The organism is Streptomyces sp. NPDC058662, from assembly GCF_042716255.1.
Taxonomy (GTDB): Bacteria; Actinomycetota; Actinomycetes; order Streptomycetales; family Streptomycetaceae; genus Streptomyces.
The window spans coordinates 1-14,318 of the sequence record NZ_JBHXRU010000131.1 but is presented as its reverse complement, the minus strand read 5'-3'; the positions used below and the strand labels follow the sequence as shown (position 1 = coordinate 14,318).

Here is a 14,318-nt window from a genome sequence, read left to right as displayed (position 1 = left end):
CATTTAACCCCCCCCAGCCGCCACCGCTGTTTGTTTTTGGTGGGGTGGGGTGGTTTTTGTTTTTAAGTGACCGGCGGGGGGTGGTGCGGGCGGGCCCCGGCGGTGGGCGGGGCCCCTCCTCACCGCCTGTCCTGCCCGTCGGTCACGCCTTGCGGGCGCGGGCCGCCGTCTTCTTCGCCGGTGCGGCGGTCTTCTTGACCGCCGCGGCCTTCTTCGCGGGGGCCTTCGCGGGAGCCTTCTTCGCCCGGGCCGTCCGCGCCGGAGGCGATCCGGCGTCGGAGATCCGGTCCGCTCCCAGGATGTCCCGCAGGAACTTGCCCGTGTGGCTCGCGCCGACGGAGGCCACCTGCTCGGGCGTGCCCTCGGCCACCACGATGCCGCCGCCGTAGCCGCCTTCCGGCCCCATGTCGATGACCCAGTCCGCGGTCTTGACGACATCCAGGTTGTGCTCGATGACGATCACCGAGTTCCCCTTGTCCACCAGCCCCGACAGCACCGTGATCAGCTTCGAGATGTCCTCGAAGTGCAAGCCCGTCGTCGGCTCGTCGAGCACGTACACCGTGCGGCCCGTGGACCGCTTCTGCAGCTCGGACGCGAGCTTCACCCGCTGCGCCTCACCGCCCGACAGCGTCGGCGCCGACTGGCCGAGGCGGACGTAGCCGAGCCCGACCTCGGTGAGCGTCCTCAAGTGCCGTGCGATCGTCGGGACCGCCTCGAAGAAGGCCAACGCCTCCTCGATCGGCATGTTCAGGACTTCCGCGATGGACTTGCCCTTGTAGTGGACCTCCAGCGTCTCCCGGTTGTACCGGTCGCCGTGGCAGACCTCGCACGGGACGTAGACGTCCGGCAGGAAGTTCATCTCGATCTTGATCGTGCCGTCGCCGGAGCAGTTCTCGCACCGGCCGCCCTTCACGTTGAAGGAGAAGCGGCCCGGCAGGTAGCCGCGCACCTTCGCCTCCATCGTCTCCGCGAAGAGCCTGCGCACGTGGTCGAAGACGCCGGTGTACGTCGCCGGGTTCGACCGGGGGGTCCGGCCGATCGGCGACTGGTCGACATGCACGACCTTGTCGACGAGGTCGTCCCCCTCCACCCGGGTGTGCCGGCCCGGCACCGAGCGGGCGCCGTTGAGCTCGCGCGCCAGGTGCGTGTAGAGGATGTCGTTGACCAGCGTCGACTTGCCCGAGCCCGACACCCCGGTGACCGCCGTGAGCACGCCCAGCGGGAAGGACACGTCGATGTCCCGCAGGTTGTTCTCCTTGGCACCGTGGACCGTCAGCTGCCGCTCGCCGTTCACGGGCCGGCGCACGTCCGGGATCGGGATGGAGCGCTTGCCCGACAGGTACTGCCCGGTCATCGACTCGGGGTTCTTCAGCAGGTCCTTGAGCGAGCCGCTGTGCACGACCTTGCCACCGTGCTCGCCCGCTCCCGGGCCGATGTCGACGACCCAGTCGGCCACCTTGATGGTGTCCTCGTCGTGCTCGACGACGATGAGCGTGTTGCCCATGTCGCGCAGCCTCACCAGCGTCTCGATCAGCCGGTGGTTGTCCCGCTGGTGCAGGCCGATCGACGGCTCGTCCAGGACGTACAGCACGCCGACCAGGCCGGAGCCGATCTGCGTGGCGAGCCGGATGCGCTGGGCCTCGCCGCCGGACAGGGTGCCGGCCGCGCGGTTGAGCGAGAGGTAGTCCAGGCCGACGTCCACGAGGAAGCGGAGCCGCTCGTTGACCTCCTTGAGGACCCGCTCCGCGATCTTCTTGTCACGGGCGTCGAGCCGCATCCGACCGAGGAAGTCCGCGCACTCGCTGATCGACATGGCGGCGACGTCGGCGATGGACTTCTCCATCACCGTCACCGCGAGGACGATCGGCTTGAGCCGGGTCCCCTCGCAGGTCGGGCAGGGCACCTCGCGCATGTAGCCCTCGAAGCGCTCGCGGCTGGCGTCGCTCTCGGACTCCGCGTGCCGCCGCTTGACGAACGGTACGGCGCCCTCGAAGGCGGTCGTGTACGCCCGCTCGCGCCCGTAGCGGTTGCGGTAGCGGACCTCGATCTGCGTCTTGTGCCCGTAGAGCAGGGCCTTCTTCGCGCGCAGCGGGAGCCCGGCCCACGCGATGTCCGTACGGAAGCCCAGCTCCTGGGCGAGGGCGCCGACGAGCCGCTGGAAGTAGTCCTTGGTGTGGCCCAGCGACCACGGCGAGACGGCGCCCTCGTCCAGGGACTTGTCCTCGTCCGGGATGATCAGATCCGGGTCCACCTCCATGCGCGTGCCGATGCCGGTGCACTCGGAGCACGCGCCGAAGGGGGAGTTGAAGGAGAAGGAGCGCGGCTCCAGCTCCTCGAAGGACAGGTCGTCGTAGGGGCAGTAGAGGTGCTCGGAGTACATCCGCTCACGCTCGGGGTCGTCCTCGGCGAGGTCGACGAAGTCCAGGATGACCATGCCGCCGGAGAGGCCGAGCGCGGTCTCGACGGAGTCCGTGAGGCGGCGCTTGGCGCTGTCCTTGACGGTGAGGCGGTCGATGACCACCTCGATGGTGTGCTTCTCCTGCTTCTTGAGCGCGGGCGGCTCGGAGAGCTGGACGGTCTCCCCGTCCACCCGCGCCCGGCTGTACCCCTTGGTCTGGAGGTCGGCGAAGAGGTCGACGAACTCGCCCTTGCGCTCGCGCACCAGCGGGGACAGCACCTGGAAGCGGCTGCCCTCGGGAAGCGCGAGCACCTTGTCGACGATCGCCTGCGGCGACTGGCGCGAGATGGGCCGGCTGCACTCGGGGCAGTGCGGCTTGCCGATGCGCGCGAAGAGGAGGCGCAGGTAGTCGTAGACCTCGGTGATGGTGCCCACGGTCGAGCGCGGATTGCGCGAGGTCGACTTCTGATCGATCGAGACGGCCGGGGAGAGGCCCTCGATGAAGTCGACGTCGGGCTTGTCCATCTGCCCGAGGAACTGGCGGGCGTACGACGAGAGCGACTCGACATAGCGGCGCTGGCCCTCGGCGAAGATCGTGTCGAAGGCCAGGGAGGACTTGCCCGACCCGGAGAGTCCGGTGAAGACGATGAGTGAGTCGCGGGGCAGGTCGAGCGAGACGTTCTTGAGGTTGTGCTCGCGAGCGCCACGAACGATGAGACGGTCGGTCACGCCGGTCCGCACCTTTCTTGAGAGAGCGGGGGGCACGGGCCCCCGTCCCAGGGTATGGGGGGCGCCTCTGCGGTGGAGTTGGAGTCTGGACTTCCGAGCGTATAGCACGCACATTCGATTTACGGCACTGCGCGAACCGCTTCACCCGATCGTGTGGCCAGGCGCGGAGAGCCACTAGGCTCGCCGTTATGACTGATCATGTGCACGACCTGCGATCTGTACGTGAGGCCACGGAACGGCTACTGACCGCCGTGGCGAAACTGGACAACGCCGCGCTCGCCGGGGAGTCACACCTCCCCGGCTGGACCCGCGGCCACGTCCTGGCCCACCTCGCACGCAACGCGGACGCCCTCGTCAACGTTTTCGAGGGGCGCCCCATGTACGAGAGCGGCACCGCGCGCGACGCGGACATCGCACGCGACTCCGGCCGGCCTCTGGAAGAACAACTGGCGGACCTCCGTGATTCCGCGGCCCGCTTCCTCGCCGTCGGCGACCGCGACCAGGACTGGTCCCGCACGGTCGAACTGCGCAACGGCGTCACCGACCTCGCCGCCAACATCCCCTTCCGCCGCCTCGTCGAGGTCGAGCTCCACCACGTCGACCTCGACATCGGCTACGAGCTCACCGACCTCCCGGACGGGTTCACCGGCCGCGAGATCGACTTCCTCGCCGACCGCTGGTCCGGGCGCCCCGAGGTGCCGCCGACCGCCCTGGCGGCGACCGACGGGAGCCGCCGCCGCACCGGCTCCGCCGGCGACCCGGTCGTCACGGTGTCCGGCACCCCCGCCGGGCTGCTCGCCTGGCTGGCCGGGCGGGGCGACAAGGGCGCCTCCCTGACCACCGCGGGCGGACCCCTGCCCGCGCTTCCCCCGCTCTAGTCGGCGCCCCCGGGACGCCACCCCTCTAGGATCGGGACATGACGTACAGCGGAGCGGTCAAGGTCGGCGGTCCGGCCGACGTGCACGAACTCGCGGACCTGATGATTTCCAAGGTCGCGGTGGGCGAGATGAACAACAACGCCTACCTGCTGCGCTGCCGGGCGACCGGCGAGCAGCTGCTGATCGACGCGGCCGCCGAGGCGGACACGCTGCTCAACCTGATCGGGGACGACGGCATCGCGTCCGTCGTCACCACCCACCGGCACGGCGACCACTGGGGCGCGCTCCAGGCGGTCGTCGACGCGACGGGGGCCACCACGTACGCGGGCGTCCACGACGCCGAGGGCATCCCGGTGCCCACGGCGGTCCCGGTCGCGGACGGCGACACCGTGCGCGTGGGGCGGGTCGAGCTGACCGCGCGGCACCTGGTCGGGCACACGCCCGGCTCGATCGCGCTGATCTACGACGACCCGCACGGCCACCCGCACGTGTTCACCGGCGACTGCCTCTTCCCGGGCGGGGTCGGCAACACCTGGGGCGACCCGAAGGCCTTCGAGCGGCTGGTCGACGACGTGCAGCACAAGCTCTTCGAGCAGCTGCCGGACGAGACGTGGGTGTACCCGGGCCACGGCAACGACACCATGCTGGGTGCGGAGCGGCCGCACCTGGCGGAGTGGCGCGCGCGCGGCTGGTAGCCGTCCGAATCCGTCAACTTCGACGTCCGGCGCACTCCTTCCGGTCGATGACGGCCGAACCCACCCCGTGAGGGCCGGGGAGGGGGTAACTGCTGCACCATGCACCAGGATCCCTCCCCGCCCCCCTCCATGCTGCGGCTGGCAACGGCCTCCCTCGCCGGGACCGCCATCGAGTTCTACGACTTCTTCGTCTACGGCACGGCCGCCGCCCTCGTGCTCGGCCCGCTCTTCTTCCCCTCGTTCTCCCCGCTCGCCGGCACCCTCGCCGCCTTCGGCACCTTCGGCGTCGGCTTCCTCGCCCGCCCGCTCGGCTCGGCGCTCTTCGGCCACATCGGCGACCGCTACGGCCGCCGCCCGGTGCTCCTCGGCTCGCTGCTGCTCACCGGCCTCGCCACGGTGGCGGTCGGCTGCGTGCCCACGTACGGGTCGATCGGCGCGGCCGCGCCCGTCCTGCTGCTCCTGCTGCGCTTCCTCCAGGGCCTCGGTCTCGGTGGCGAGTGGGGCGGGGCGGTGCTGCTGACCGCCGAGCACGCACCCGAGGGGCGGCGCGGGCTGTGGTCGAGCTTCCCGCAGATCGGTCCGGCGGTGGGCTTCCTGCTCGCCAACGGCATGATCCTGGCCCTGTCGGCACTGCTGACCGACGCCCAGTTCACCTCGTGGGGGTGGCGGGTTCCGTTCTGGGCCGCCGGGGCGCTGGCGCTGGCCGGGCTGTGGCTGCGCCGCACCGTCGAGGAGACCCCGCAGTTCCGGGAGCTCGCCGCGTCCGGCACCCGTGCCCGGGCCCCGCTGGCGGAGGTGGTGCGCGGGCACTGGCGGCTGCTCCTGCTGACCGGCGGGGCGCTCGCGGTGGGGTACGCCGTCTTCTACGCGGTCACCACCTGGTCGCTCGCGTACGCCACCGAGCGGCTCGGGATGGGCCGCACGGTGGTGCTGGCCTGCATCATGGCGGCGGTCGCGCTCAAGGGGCTGGTGACCCCGCTGGTGGCGGTGCTCGGCGACCGCTACGGCCGTCGCCCGCTGTGCCTGGCGGGGTGCGCGGCCTGCGCCGTGTGGATGTTCCCGCTGGTGGCGCTGCTGGGTACGGCGGACCCGCTGCTGATGACCGTGGGCTTCGTCGGCGCCCTGCTGGGGATGGTGACGATGTTCGCGGTCGTCGGGGCGTACCTCCCGGAGCTGTACGCCCCTCGGATCCGCTGCACGGGGGCGGCCGTGGGCTACAACCTGGGCGGCGTGCTGGGCGGTGCGCTGACCCCCGTCGTCGCGACGGCCCTGGCGGACGGGCCCGGGCCGCCGTGGGGCGTGGCGGTGTACCTGAGCGGGATCGCCCTGGTCAGCCTGGGCTGCTTCGCGCTGCTGCCGGAGACCAGTCCCGGGGTGGTACGGGCGCGGTCGCGGGAGGCCCGGGGCATGGAGAAGGGGGCGGCCGAAGCGGCCGCCCCCGTGTAGCTCCGTAGAGCTCCGTAGAGCTCCGTAGAGCTCCGTAGAGCTCCGTAGAGCTCCGTGTCGCCCTGCCGCGGCTCCTCGGGAGCCGCGGCCGTGGCGTCGCAGGTCAGGCGTCGATGTTCTCCGGGCGGGGGGGGGCGGCCGGCCCCCCCCCCCGCTTCCTGGAGGCCAGCAGACTGGTGATCGTGGTGATGACCAGGACACCGCAGATGACGCCGAGCGAGACGGGGATCGAGATCACCGGAACGTGGACGCCGGACTCGTGCAGGGCGTGCAGCACCAGCTTGACGCCGATGAAGCCCAGGATGATCGACAGGCCGTAGCTGAGGTGGACCAGCTTCTTGAGCAGGCCGCCGATGAGGAAGTACAGCTGGCGCAGGCCCATGAGGGCGAAGGCGTTGGCCGTGAAGACGATGTACGGGTCCTGGGTCAGGCCGAAGATCGCGGGGATGGAGTCCAGGGCGAACAGCACGTCGGTGGTGCCGATGGCGAGCATGACGACCATCAGGGGGGTCAGTACGCGCTTGCCGTTCTGCTCGATGAAGAGCCGGGTGCCGTGGTAGCGGTCGGCGACGCCGAACTTCTTCTCGACGGACTTGAGGAGGCGGTTCTCCTCGAACTCCTCGTCCTCCTCGTCCTTGCGGGCCTCCTGGATCAGCTTCCACGCGGTGTAGATCAGGAAGGCGCCGAAGATGTAGAACACCCAGGAGAAGCTGGCGATGATCGCCGCGCCGGCCGCGATGAAGATCGCGCGCAGCACCAGGGCGATCAGCACGCCCACGAGCAGCACGCGCTGCTGGAGGTGGGAGGGCACCGCGAACTTCGCCATGATCAGGACGAAGACGAAGAGGTTGTCGACACTCAGGGACTTCTCGGTGATGAAGCCGGCGAAGAACTCCTGCGAGGCCTGGCCGTTGCCGAAGACCCACAGGCCGAGGCCGAAGATCCCGGCCAGGACGATCCAGACGATCGTCCAGATGCCCGCCTCCTTGATGGAGACGTCGTGCGGTTTGCGGCCGATGAAGAAATCGGCGCCGATGAGGAGGGACAGACCGAGAATGGTCAGTGCCCACAGGGTCCAGGAAACGTCCACGGTAAACAGGCCTCCGGCGGATGGCTCAGCACTTCGTCAGCGTCATCGCTGCCGGAGGTCTCTTCCACCCGGGCGGCCTGGAGGCCGTGGGCCGACGCCCCGGGACCCGCGGCGTGGTGCAGCCGAGTGGTCCGTATTGACGGGAACGCCGTAGCAGGAAAGCAGGAATACTCCCCTCCGCACGCACCAGAGTACCCTCCGGGACCCGGAAAGGTAAAGGGAGTCCCAAGGATTGGTCAGCGGCTGGTCAGCGGTCGGTCAGCGGCGGGCCTGCGCCACCCGTTCCAGTGCCTGGTCGAGGACTCGGCTGCCCTGCGGGGGCAGGTCCGGTTCGAAGGTCCAGGCGTGGTGGACCCAGGGATCGGCGAGGTGGTTGTCCGGGACCGGCGACAACCGCATCAGCGAGCGCCACAGCGGATCCAGCAGCGGCCCGTAGGCCGAGGCCTCGTCGCGGTCCGCCACCATCAGCAGGTGCACGCCGACCGCCGGGCCCTCGTCCGCGAGGTAGCGCAGCTGGGTGACCGAGCGGTCGTCGAAGCCGTGCGGGAAGTCGTGCACGATGAGCAGCTGGTCGGCCGTGTCCACGTCCGGCGGCAGGTCCTCCGGGGCGCCGGCGCGCAGGGCCATCTGTACGAGGTCCACCCGCCGGGTCAGGCCCGCCAGGGTGCGGGTGACCCCCGCGGCTCCGGCGGCGGGCGGGGCCGCCAGCACGCCGGAGCGCACGAGGGGCGCCAGCGACGCGGACCCGGCCCCGGCCGCGTCGATGACGTGGACGGAGAAGCGGTCGGCGGGGTGGACGGCGAGCAGCCGCACCGCGTGCGCCACTGCCATGTCCATGGCGGCGCGGCGCAGCCGGTCGGTGTCCATGGCCATCGCGGCCTCGGAGCCGGTGCGGCCGTTGTCGATCCACAGGCCGCGCTCCAGCGGGACCCGGACGAGCATCGGTATCCGCAGGTCGGGCCGCTCGGGCAGGTGCAGGTCCCCCAGCCGCAGGGCCAGCGGGGCCTCCTCGGGCACGCGGTGCCCCTGCCAGACGGGGCTGTCCCAGCGGGCGCAGGCGGCCGGCAGCGCGGGCTCGACGACCTCGCACTCGGCGGCGAGCTGGACGAGGTCCCGGTCGAGGACCGCCCGGGCCTGGGCCACGAGTTCGTCGCGGCGGGCCCGCGCGGTGTCGCGGGCAGCGTTGCCGGAGCCGCCGAGGCGGTGGCGCGGGTCGGACAGGGCCTCGTCGAGCTCGCGGTCCAGGCGGGTGTCGGCGAAGTCGACGGCGCCGCGGTAGGCCGCGACCGAGCGGGCCATGTCCTCGAACATGCCCCAGACCTGGTTGTAGAGCCGCTCCTCCATGGACCAGCCGCTGGCGTCGCCCGCGACGGGTCGCGGGGCCTCGCCGGGCCGCGCGGGCGGCGCCGGACGCGGCGCGGGCTCGGGCGGCTCGGTGCTCGCCCGGCGGCGGCGCGGATGCACGTAGCTGAGGGTGGCCGGGCCGGAGCCGGCCGGGGTGTCGGCGCCGTCCGCGAGCGGGTCGGCGCCGTGCGTACCGGAGTACGGGGCGCCGGGAGCCGACACGGGGTCCGCCGCCCCGGGCACGGGCGGCGCGGGAGGCCGGTCCCCGCCCCGCGGCGCGCGGACGTCGGCGACCGGGGTCGGCAGGGGGGCGCGCGCCGCGTCGGGCCGTCCGGCCGGTGCGGCCGCCGCCAGCACGGCGGCGGCCAGCGCGGCGGCGTCCGCGGCGGGCAGTCCGCCGTCGGCCAGCAGCGCGCCGAGGCCCTGCGCGTAGCCCTGGCCCACGGCGCGGACCTTCCAGGCGCCCTGGCGCCGGTAGAGCTCCAGGGCGACGACGGCGGTCTCCGCGTCCAGCCCGGTCAGGGTGTACGCGGCGAGCTCGGCCCCCTCCGGGTCGGCCACGGCCACATGGGAGGCCGGGACCGCGCCGAAGCCGGCGGGGCCTCCGGGCGGCAGTACCAGCAGCACGCCGACGCGGTGGACGTCCGCCGCGACGGCGTCGAGGTCCACGGCGAGCGTGTGCCGGGCGGAGAGCTCCCCGGGCGCGCGCACGCCGGGCAGGGACGGGGCGCCCGGGTGCGCCAGTACCCCGGAGCCGGAGAACCGGCCCCGCTCGTCCGCGAACGAGGCCAGGGCGAGCACGGCTGTGCCCGCCGAGACCCTGATCTCCACCCGGCTCCGGGACACGGGGTGGTTCTGCCCCCGGACCAGTTCGGCCGTCATCGTGCAGCCCCTCCCCCGTGCCTTCTTCTCTTGTCCGGTCCCGCTACAGGTGCGGCAGGATCGACGGCATCAGGTCCTGGAACGTACGGCCGTTGGCCGGGTTGCCGAGGGCCGTCATCTGCCAGCCGGTGCCCGCGCGGGACACCTTCGCCATGATCTGCGCCGTGTACTGGCCGCCGCCGTCGAGGGTGTAGCGGGCCAGTTCCTCGCCGTTGGTCTCGTCGACGATGCGGCAGAAGGCGTTCTGGACCTCCTGGAACGTCTGGCCGGTGAACGAGTTCACCGTGAAGACGATCTGGTCGATGTGCACCGGTACCCGCTGCAGGTCGACCAGGATGGCCTCGTCGTCCCCGCCCTGGCCGACGCCGCCGACGAGGTTGTCACCGGTGTGCCGGACCGAACCGTCGTCGCTCTGCAGGTGCCGGAAGAAGACGACGTCCACCGGCTGCTTGTCGGCGAAGAGCACCGCCGACGCGTCCAGGTCGATCTCCCGCGTCCGCGAGCCGAACAGCCCGCGGCGCTTCGCCGCCTGCCATCCGAGACCCATGCGGACCGCGGTCAGCGTGCCTCCGTCCGCCTTCTGCAGACTGATGGCCTGACCCTTGGTCATGTTGACCGTCACGCGCTGTCCCCTCTCCGTATCCCGCCCCGACATACCCGGTGCGCAGCGTGTATCTGCGGCCGTACCCCAACCCTACTGACCCGGTCCGGGTCAGGCGAGGCCCGCTTCCCTCATCTGCCGCAGCTCCTTCTTCAGCTCGCCCACCTCGTCCCGGATCCGGGCGGCGACCTCGAACTGCAGCTCGGCGGCGGCAGCGCGCATCCGCTCGGTCATCTGCTCGATGAGCGAGGCCAGTTCAGCGGCGGGGCGGTCGGTGAGGACCTCGCCGGAGGCGGCCCCCCTGGCGCCCTTGGCGCCCTTGCCCGCCTTGGCCCGGTCCGCCTTGCCGCCGAGCGCGGGCACCGGCGCCTTGGCCGCCTTGCCGTCCTTGGCCTGCCGGTAGCCGGTGCCGAGGAGCTCCTCGGTGTCGAGTTCCTCGCGGGCGATGGTGGCGACGATGTCGTTGATCTTCTTGCGCAGCGGCTGCGGGTCGATCCCGTTGGCCGTGTTGTAGGCGATCTGCTTCTCCCGGCGCCGGTTGGTCTCGTCGATGGCCTTCTCCATCGCCGGGGTCATCTTGTCCGCGTACATGTGGACCTGGCCCGAGACGTTGCGCGCGGCGCGGCCGATGGTCTGGATCAGGGAGGTCCCGGAGCGCAGGAAGCCCTCCTTGTCGGCGTCGAGGATCGCCACCAGCGACACCTCGGGGAGGTCGAGGCCCTCCCGGAGCAGGTTGATGCCGACGAGGACGTCGTACTCGCCGGCCCGCAGCTCGCGCAGGAGCTCGATGCGGCGCAGGGTGTCGACGTCGCTGTGCAGGTAGCGGACCTGGATGCCGAGCTCCAGGAAGTAGTCCGTGAGGTCCTCGGACATCTTCTTGGTCAGGGTGGTGACCAGGACCCGCTCGTCCTTCTCGACGCGCCCGCGGATCTCGTGCACCAGGTCGTCGATCTGGCCCTCGGTGGGCTTGACGACGACCTCGGGGTCGATGAGGCCGGTGGGGCGGATGATCTGCTCGACGAAGCCGTCCCCGCGGGAGAGCTCGTACTTGCCCGGGGTGGCCGACAGGTAGACGGTCTGGCCGATCCGCTTCTGGAACTCCTCCCACTTCAACGGCCGGTTGTCGAGCGCGGACGGCAGCCGGAAGCCGTGGTCCACGAGGGTCCGCTTGCGCGAGGCGTCACCCTCGTACATCGCGCCGATCTGCGGGACCGTGACGTGCGACTCGTCGATGACGAGGAGGAAGTCCTCGGGGAAGTAGTCGATCAGGGTGTTGGGCGCCGAGCCGCGCTCGCGGTCGTCCATGTGCAGCGAGTAGTTCTCGATGCCGGAGCAGGACCCGATCTGGCGCATCATCTCCAGGTCGTACGTGGTGCGCATGCGCAGCCGCTGCGCCTCCAGCATCTTGCCCTGCTTCTCCAGCTCGGCGAGGCGCTCCGCGAGCTCCGCCTCGATGCCCCGGACGGCCTTCTCCATGCGCTCGGGGCCGGCGACGTAGTGGCTGGCGGGGAAGACGTACAGCTCGCGGTCCTCGCTGATGACCTCGCCCGTCAGCGGGTGCAGGGTGGAGAGGGCCTCGATCTCGTCGCCGAACATCTCGATGCGGACGGCCAGTTCCTCGTAGACCGGGAAGATCTCGACGGTGTCGCCGCGCACCCGGAAGGTGCCCCGGGTGAAGGCCACGTCGTTGCGGGTGTACTGGATGTCCACGAAGCGGCGCAGCAGCTGGTCCCGGTCGATCTCCTCGCCGACCTTGAGGGAGACCATCCGGTCGACGTACTCCTGCGGGGTGCCGAGGCCGTAGATGCAGGACACGGAGGCGACGACGATCACGTCCCGCCGGGTCAGCAGCGAGTTGGTCGCGGAGTGGCGCAGCCGCTCCACCTCCTCGTTGATCGAGGAGTCCTTCTCGATGTACGTGTCCGACTGCGGTACGTACGCCTCGGGCTGGTAGTAGTCGTAGTACGAGACGAAGTACTCGACGGCGTTGTTCGGCAGGAGCTCGCGGAACTCGTTCGCCAGCTGGGCGGCCAGCGTCTTGTTCGGAGCCATCACCAGGGTCGGGCGCTGGAGCTTCTCGATCATCCAGGCCGTGGTCGCCGACTTTCCGGTGCCGGTCGCGCCCAGCAGGACGACGTCCTTCTCCCCCGCGCGGATGCGCTTCTCCAGCTCGGCGATGGCCGCCGGCTGGTCACCGCTGGGCTGGTACGGGCTGACGACCTCGAAAGGCGCCACCGTGCGTTCGATCTTCGATACGGGCCGCATGGGTCAACCGTACGACCCCCCACTGACACACACGCCGCTCCGCCCGCGCGTCCGCTCCGGGCGGTGACGGGCGCGCACCGCACCGTGGCCGCCGGCGCCCGGGCGGCGACGGGGCGGCGACGGGGCGAAGGCCGGGTGAAAGCGCGGGGGCGGCGGCGCGCCCGGCGCGGCGCGGTCGCGGCCGCGTGGTCCGTTTGTCGTAGTTCGGTGGCGCCCTTGTGATCTTCAACCCCATGATCGCCTGACACAGATCGCCGTGAAGTGCACCGCCGCAACGTCTGCCGCGCCGCGTCCGTTCGGGACGGGGACCAGGGTTCACGACCCGAGGAGAACGCACATGTACGTCGTCCGACCCGCCGCCGCGGCAGCCGCCGCGTTCCTGGGCTTCACCCTCACCGTGCTCGGCGGGACAGTCGCCTCCGCCGCCTCCCCGGCCCGCCCCTCCGCCCCCCGGGCAGCCGCCGGGGACGGCGGCCCGCTCGCGGGGCCCGTCGTCTACGCCCACCGCGGCGCCTCGGCGTACGCGCCGGAGAACACCCTCGAAGCGGTCGACCTGGCGGTGCGGCTCGGCTTCGCGTGGGTCGAGAACGACGTGCAGCGCACGAAGGACGGCGAGCTGGTGGTGATCCACGACGACACCCTGGCCCGGACCACCGACGTCGAGCAGGTGTTCCCGGACCGCAAGCCCTGGCGGGTCAGGGACTTCACCGCGGCGGAGATCGCCCGTCTGGACGCGGGCACCTGGTTCGGGGAGGAGTACGCGGGAGCCTTCGTACCGACGCTGCGGGAGTACCTCGACCGGGTGCGGCGCAACCAGCAGCGGCTGCTGCTGGAGATCAAGAAGCCCGAGCTCTACCCCGGTATCGAGGAGCAGACCCTCAAGGTGCTCGGTGAGGCCGGATGGCTCGACGAGCGGTACGTGGCGGGGCGTCTGGTGGTGCAGAGCTTCAGCACCGACTGCGTGCGCCTCGTGCACCGGCTGCGCCCGGACCTCGTCACGGCGTTCCTGGGCACCCCGGCGGTGGCGGACCTGCCGAAGTACGCGGAGTTCACCGACCGGATCAACCCGTGGCACACCACGATCTCGGCCGAATGGGTCGCGGCCGTGCACGAGCTGCGCGGCGCCCACGGCAAGGCGATGGGAGTGGACACCTGGATCGTGGACGACGCGGCCACGGCCCGGAAGGTCCGGGACATGGGGGTGGACGGGATCATCACCAACGCGCCGGACGTGGTCCGCGAGGCCGTGGGCGGGTTCTGACCCGGGCGCGAGGCGTCCCGCGCCGCCGTCCCGCCGGTGTGACCGGTACTGGTCCATGACGCCGGTACGGGGCCCGCGCCGTCGGTCCCGCCCCGTACCGTGGACGGGTGGACAGCACCGAGCGGCCCCGCGGGCCGCGCCTCGAATGGACCGTCGTCCCCAGCGGCGTCGGTCCCCTGCTCCTGGCCGCGACCCCGGAGGGCCTGGTCCGGATCGAGTTCCATGCCGGGCCGGACCGCGTCGACGCGCTGATCGGCCGGCTCGTCTCCCGGCTCGGCGCCGACGCCCTGCGGCCCCCGCCGGGCGCAGAAGTGCTGCTCGCCGAGCCGATACGCCAGATCGCGGCGTACTTCGACGGCTCGCTGCGGCGCTTCGAGCTGCCGCTGGACTGGCGCCTGAGCGCCGGCTTCAACCGGCAGGTGCTGCTGGAGCTGGACCGCTCCGTGCCGTACGGGGCGGTCATCGGGTACGGGGACCTGGCCGCGCGCGTCGGCCGGCCCGGCGGGGCGCAGGCCGTGGGCAACGCGATGGGGTCGAATCCGCTGCCGCTGGTGGTGGCCTGCCACCGGGTGGTCGAGAACGACGGCGGCATCGGCGGGTTCGGCGGCGGGCTGGAGACCAAGCGCCTGCTCCTCGCCCTGGAGGGCGTCCTCCCCCAGCCGCTGTTCTGACGCGGGGGCACGCGCCCCCGCGCCCGGCCCCCGCCGCCGGCCGCCCGCCGTCCCGCCC

At 71.7% G+C, this 14,318-nt stretch carries 10 protein-coding genes; 5 read left to right on the top strand and 5 right to left on the bottom strand.

Features of this window, described 5'->3' with window-relative positions; genetic code table 11:
* Positions 1–142: 142 nt before the first annotated feature.
* A complete protein-coding gene (gene uvrA / locus ACFWUQ_RS28825) occupies positions 143–3,127 on the bottom strand; it encodes an excinuclease ABC subunit UvrA (RefSeq protein WP_384543851.1) in 2,985 nt (994 codons plus the stop codon).
* A 188-nt stretch (positions 3,128–3,315) separates the two neighbouring features.
* Here uvrA and ACFWUQ_RS28820 point away from each other — a divergent pair, with 188 nt between their 5' ends.
* The 3 genes from ACFWUQ_RS28820 to ACFWUQ_RS28810 all read left to right on the top strand — a co-directional run bounded on the left by ACFWUQ_RS28820 (position 3,316) and on the right by ACFWUQ_RS28810 (position 6,146).
* Positions 3,316–4,005, top strand: coding sequence for a maleylpyruvate isomerase family mycothiol-dependent enzyme (locus tag ACFWUQ_RS28820; RefSeq protein WP_384543849.1), 690 nt, complete (start codon positions 3,316–3,318; stop codon positions 4,003–4,005).
* 38 nt (positions 4,006–4,043) lie between these two features.
* The gene (locus ACFWUQ_RS28815; protein ID WP_384543847.1) at positions 4,044–4,700 is read left to right on the top strand and encodes an MBL fold metallo-hydrolase; all 657 of its coding nucleotides are present in this window, start codon (positions 4,044–4,046) and stop codon (positions 4,698–4,700) included.
* A 129-nt stretch (positions 4,701–4,829) separates the two neighbouring features.
* Entirely contained in the window at positions 4,830–6,146 is a 1,317-nt protein-coding gene (locus ACFWUQ_RS28810; RefSeq protein ID WP_384543853.1) for an MFS transporter, read from the top strand.
* A 103-nt stretch (positions 6,147–6,249) separates the two neighbouring features.
* Here ACFWUQ_RS28810 and ACFWUQ_RS28805 read toward each other — a convergent pair whose 3' ends face one another.
* The 4 genes from ACFWUQ_RS28805 to uvrB form a co-directional block, all read right to left on the bottom strand.
* On the bottom strand, positions 6,250–7,236 hold the full coding sequence (locus tag ACFWUQ_RS28805; protein WP_384543845.1) for a TerC family protein: 987 nt from the start codon (positions 7,234–7,236) through the stop codon (positions 6,250–6,252).
* Between the two features lie 258 nt (positions 7,237–7,494).
* Positions 7,495–9,462 (bottom strand): TerD family protein, encoded by a 1,968-nt coding sequence (locus ACFWUQ_RS28800; RefSeq protein WP_384543843.1) that lies wholly within the window; start codon positions 9,460–9,462, stop codon positions 7,495–7,497.
* A 43-nt stretch (positions 9,463–9,505) separates the two neighbouring features.
* Entirely contained in the window at positions 9,506–10,084 is a 579-nt protein-coding gene (locus tag ACFWUQ_RS28795; RefSeq protein ID WP_384543841.1) for a TerD family protein, read from the bottom strand.
* A gap of 90 nt (positions 10,085–10,174) precedes the next feature.
* On the bottom strand, positions 10,175–12,328 hold the full coding sequence (uvrB, locus tag ACFWUQ_RS28790; protein ID WP_384543839.1) for an excinuclease ABC subunit UvrB: 2,154 nt from the start codon (positions 12,326–12,328) through the stop codon (positions 10,175–10,177).
* Between the two features lie 337 nt (positions 12,329–12,665).
* Here uvrB and ACFWUQ_RS28785 point away from each other — a divergent pair, with 337 nt between their 5' ends.
* A complete protein-coding gene (locus ACFWUQ_RS28785; protein WP_384543838.1) occupies positions 12,666–13,589 on the top strand; it encodes a glycerophosphodiester phosphodiesterase in 924 nt (307 codons plus the stop codon).
* Between the two features lie 107 nt (positions 13,590–13,696).
* On the top strand, positions 13,697–14,260 hold the full coding sequence (locus ACFWUQ_RS28780) for a methylated-DNA--[protein]-cysteine S-methyltransferase (RefSeq protein WP_384543836.1): 564 nt from the start codon (positions 13,697–13,699) through the stop codon (positions 14,258–14,260).
* Positions 14,261–14,318: the final 58 nt, after the last annotated feature.